The organism is Streptomyces alkaliphilus (assembly GCF_014141535.1).
GTDB lineage: Bacteria > Actinomycetota > Actinomycetes > Streptomycetales > Streptomycetaceae > Streptomyces > Streptomyces alkaliphilus.
In genome coordinates, this window is record NZ_VKHT01000451.1 from 1 (window position 1) to 4,064 (window position 4,064).

A 4,064-nucleotide genomic window follows, 5' to 3' on the forward strand; every position below is an offset into this window, starting at 1 on the left:
GGGAGAGTTCGGGGGCGGGGCTCAGACGCCGGTGACGGTGGTCAGGACCACGGCGGAGTCGTCCACCGCCCGCAGCCCGTGCCGCACCCGGGGCAGCCGCTCCACCTGTCCGGCGCCCACCTCGGTCTCCCCCTCCTCGGAGAACACCCGCACCCGGCCGCGCAGCACGTGCAGGCTCGCGGCGGGCGGCGCGTCGTGCTCGCCCAGTTCCGAACCGGCGGTCAGGGCGATCACGCTCTGCCGCAGCGGCCCGTCGTGCAGGAAGAGGTGGGCGCTGCGCCCGTGCCCGTCCTCCCGGGCCAGCCCCAGATGGTGTTCGGCGAGTGCGGTGAGGTCTTCCACGGTGGTCTCCTCCGAATCGGGCCCGGTACGGTCTCCGGGCGTCTCCCCGCGCCGCCCGTGGTCACTCCATGGTCCCGCCGGCGACGCTTCCCGCAACCGAGCCGCGCCGAGGCCCGGTGGGCTTCGGGACGGACGACTCAGTCGGCGACCCCCGCCTCGAAACCGATCGTGTCGAGCGTGAAGTCGAACGGCGCCGGAACGGGCACCGGTGAACCGAACGGAACCGTGCGCCGTGCCCGGTACCCCTGTTCGGAGGGGGACCGGAAAATGGTGAGTTGACCTTCCTGCATGTTCAGCACCAGGTACACGGGAACCACGCGACCGTAGGCTGCCGCTCTGTCGGTCCAATGATCGGTCCAATCGGTTTCCTTCGTGCTCCCGGAGGTCAATTCGGCGACCAGGGAAAGAGCGGATCCGTTTCCGTGGCGGCCGGGAGCCCCGAACGCCTCCTCGTCCACCACGTACAGATCGGGCCCGAAGGCCCGGCCGCTTTCGGGGAACACGAACAGGAAAGGGGCGACCTCGACATCCTGCCCTTCGGGAACATGGGGAAGAAGCCTCTCCCGAAGCAACTTCATCACCGGACGAAATCGCAGGGGCCGCGGCTCCACGGGGACGATGCCCCGGCCGAGGATCTCGGCCCGCCTGCCATCGGGGCGCGCGTGCACGGCTCGCAACAGGGCGGGGAAGTCCCGCCCGGACGGCTCCCGGGTTCGGTCCACCGTGTCATGTCAACACATCCCCGAGTGCTCCGCGAGCGGGTGGGACGATGGCCGGGCCGGCCGGGCGAAGGAGACGAAGGACGAAGGAGGAGACGGTGGAGAAGCGGAGCGACGACATGCTGGTGGTGCTCACCACCACCGACAGCGCCGAGGCGGCGGAGGAACTGGCCGCCGGCGCGGTGGAGCGCCGACTGGCCGCCTGCGGGCAGGTGAGCGCGCCGATCACCTCCGTCTACCGGTGGCGGGGCGAGCTCCGGCGCGACCGCGAGTGGCAGCTGCTGCTGAAGACCACCCCCGCCCGCTGGGAGGCGCTGCGGGCCCACCTGGAGGAGGCCCACTCCTACGACGAACCGGAGATCATCGCCCTGCCGGTGGCGGCCGGCGCCGCCGGCTACCTGGGCTGGGTGGCCGAGGAGACCTCCGACCCCGCCGGGGAACCCACCGCGACGGGCGACTGAGCGGCTCCCCCGGTGCCGCCGGCACCGGCACCCGCGCCGGCGGTGTCCCCGAGCCCCCGGCCCGGCCCGGCCGGCTCCACCCGCACCGCGCACACCTTGAACTCGGGCATCCGTGAGGTGGGGTCCAGCGCCGGGTTGGTCAGGGTGTTGGCCCGGCCCGCCCCCGGCCAGTGGAACGGCATGAAGACGGTGTCCGGCCGGATGTCCGGGGTGATCCGGGTGGGCGCCACGGCCCGCCCCCGGCGCGAGGTCACCGCCAGCGGCTCGCCCTCCGTCACGCCCAGCCGCTCCGCAAGTCGGGGGTGCACCTGAACGAAGGGGCCCGGCGCGGCGGCGTTCAGCTCCGCCACCCGACGGGTCTGCGCCCCCGACTGGTACTGCGCCTGCACCCGGCCGGTGGTCAGGAACAGCGGATAGTCGGCGTCCGGCTCCTCGGCGGAGGGCCGGTGCTGCACGGGGACGAAACGCGCCCGTCCGTCGGGGGTGGCGAAGCGGTCCAGGAACATCCGGGGTGTGCCGGGATGCGGGACCGGTCGGGGCCCGGGGCCCGGGGCCTCGGCGGAGTGGTCGTTGGACGGGTCGTCCTCCCACCCGCCGACCGGTGTCCCCTCGTGGCCCCCGTCTCCGGGACCCGGTTCCGCCCCGGTGTCCGGACAGGGCCAGAACACCCCGTCCTCCGCGACGATCCGCCGGTAGGTGATCCCCGAGTAGTCCGCCTTCCCGCCGGCCGAGGCGCGGCGCAGCTCCTCGAACACCTCCTCCGGGTCGGTCGAAAAGCCCTTCTCCCAGCCCATCCGGGTGGCCAGGTCGTGCAGCACCCGCAGGTCGCTCCGGCACCCGGAGGGCGGCTCGGCCGCCTTGCGGCGCAGGATGACCCGGCCCTCCAGATTGGTCATGGTGCCGGTCTCCTCCGCCCACTGCGTCACCGGCAGCACCACGTCGGCCAACTCCGCGCTCTCGGAGAGCACCACGTCGCAGACGACCAGGAAGTCCAGCGCCCGCATCCGCTCCTCCACGTGCGCGGCACGCGGTGCGGAGACCACCGGGTTGGAGGCCAGCAGCAGCAGGGACCGCACCCCGTCCGGGGTGTCCCGCCCAAGCGCGTCCAACAGTTCGTAGGCGCTGCGACCGGGGCCGGGAAGCGAGTCCGGGTCCACCCCCCACACCCCGGCCACGTGCGTCCGCGCGTCGGCGTCCGCGAGCATCCGGTAGCCGGGCAGTTGGTCGGCCTTCTGGCCGTGTTCCCGTCCGCCCTGGCCGTTGCCCTGCCCGGTCAGGCAGCCGTACCCGGACAGCGGGCGGCCGGGCCGGCCCGTGGCCAGGGCCAGGTTGATCCACGCCCCCACCGTCTCGGTGCCCTTGGCCTGCTGCTCGGGGCCGCGTGCGGTGAGCACCATGGCGTGCTCCGCCCCGCAGAACCGTTCCACCACCTCGCGCATCGCCGGCAGCGACACCCCGGTGATGCGCTCGACCAGCTCGGGCCAGTGCGCCATCGCGGCGGCCCGGGCCTCCGGCCAGCCGGTGGTGCGCCGGGCGATGTACTCCTCGTCCACCCGCCCCTCGGCGATCACCAGGTGCAGCAGCCCCAGGGCCAGCGCCAGATCGGTGCCCGGACGCGGCGCCAGGTGCAGATCGGCGTGTTCGGCGGTGCGGGTGCGGCGAGGGTCCACCACGACCAGCGACCCGCCGTTCTCCTTCAGCTCCGTCAGGTACCGCAGGGCGGGCGGCATGGTCTCCACGAGGTTGGAGCCGACCAGGATCACGCAGCCGGTGCGGGGGATGTCGGCCAGCGGGAACGGCAGCCCCCGGTCCACGCCGAACGCCCGGGTTCCGGCGGCGGCGGCCGAGGACATGCAGAACCGGCCGTTGTAGTCGATCTGCGAGGTGCCCAGCACCAGCCGGGCGAACTTCCCGAGCGTATACGCCTTCTCGTTGGTCAGACCGCCGCCGCCGAAGACGCCGACCGCGTCCGCGCCGTGCCGGCGGCGGGTCGCGGTCAGCCCCTCCACCACCCGGTCCAGCGCCTCGTCCCACCCGGCGGGCTCCAACGGACCTCCGGGGGAGCGACGCACCAGCGGCTCGGTCAACCGCACCCGGGAGGCCAGCACCTCGGGCGCCGTGCGGCCCTTCCCGCACAGCGCCCCCCGGTTGACGGGGAAGTCCGTCCGCTCGACGATCCGCAGGCCCGCGGGGGTGCCGGGGTCGGGCCGCAGACCCATGCCGCACTGCAGGGCGCAGTAGGGGCAGTGGGTGGGCACGGTCCCGTCGGCACCGTCCACCGAGGCGGACGGCGGCCGGGACTCCGGCCCGGGGACGGCCCCGGCGGGGCTGGGGGATGCGCTCATACCGGTCAGTGTGGGTCGGCCGTGTTACGCCCGGCCCCCGGGCGCGTTACGCCCCCGGGGCGGTCGGCTCAGGTCCCCTCGCGGGGGTCGGTGAGCGCGGAGCAGAGCGGACGTGACGCGGGGGTAACCCACTGGTAACAAGCGGACCGCAAGCTGACGACATGAGCGTCACCGGCACCGCCCCCACCCTCGTCGCC

Annotated in this window: 4 protein-coding genes; 1 reads left to right on the forward strand and 3 read right to left on the reverse strand. The window is 74.0% G+C overall.

Annotation, left to right across the window (positions count from 1 at the left end; genetic code table 11):
* Window positions 1-21: 21 nt before the first annotated feature.
* Together FNQ90_RS14780 and FNQ90_RS14785 are read right to left on the reverse strand one after the other, a co-directional pair.
* Window positions 22-342 (reverse strand): cupin domain-containing protein, encoded by a 321-nt coding sequence (locus FNQ90_RS14780; RefSeq protein WP_143619306.1) that lies wholly within the window; start codon window positions 340-342, stop codon window positions 22-24.
* Between the two features lie 137 nt (window positions 343-479).
* Entirely contained in the window at window positions 480-1,064 is a 585-nt protein-coding gene (locus tag FNQ90_RS14785; protein ID WP_182606808.1) for a Uma2 family endonuclease, read from the reverse strand.
* Between the two features lie 116 nt (window positions 1,065-1,180).
* Here FNQ90_RS14785 and cutA point away from each other — a divergent pair, with 116 nt between their 5' ends.
* Complete coding sequence (cutA, locus tag FNQ90_RS14790; protein ID WP_182606810.1) at window positions 1,181-1,522, forward strand: divalent-cation tolerance protein CutA; 342 nt, start codon at window positions 1,181-1,183, stop codon at window positions 1,520-1,522.
* Here cutA and FNQ90_RS14795 read toward each other — a convergent pair.
* The gene (locus tag FNQ90_RS14795) at window positions 1,456-3,741 is read right to left on the reverse strand and encodes a molybdopterin oxidoreductase family protein (RefSeq protein WP_407699369.1); all 2,286 of its coding nucleotides are present in this window, start codon (window positions 3,739-3,741) and stop codon (window positions 1,456-1,458) included. The two genes, cutA and FNQ90_RS14795, sit on opposite strands and share 67 nt — an antisense overlap.
* Window positions 3,742-4,064: the final 323 nt, after the last annotated feature.

Coding starts and splice junctions, on each gene's coding strand:
- FNQ90_RS14795 (WP_407699369.1), bottom strand. CDS start 3,741: ATGGGTCTGCGGCCCGACCCCGGCACCCCCGCGGGCCTGCGGATCGTC.
- cutA (WP_182606810.1), top strand. CDS start 1,181: ATGCTGGTGGTGCTCACCACCACCGACAGCGCCGAGGCGGCGGAGGAA.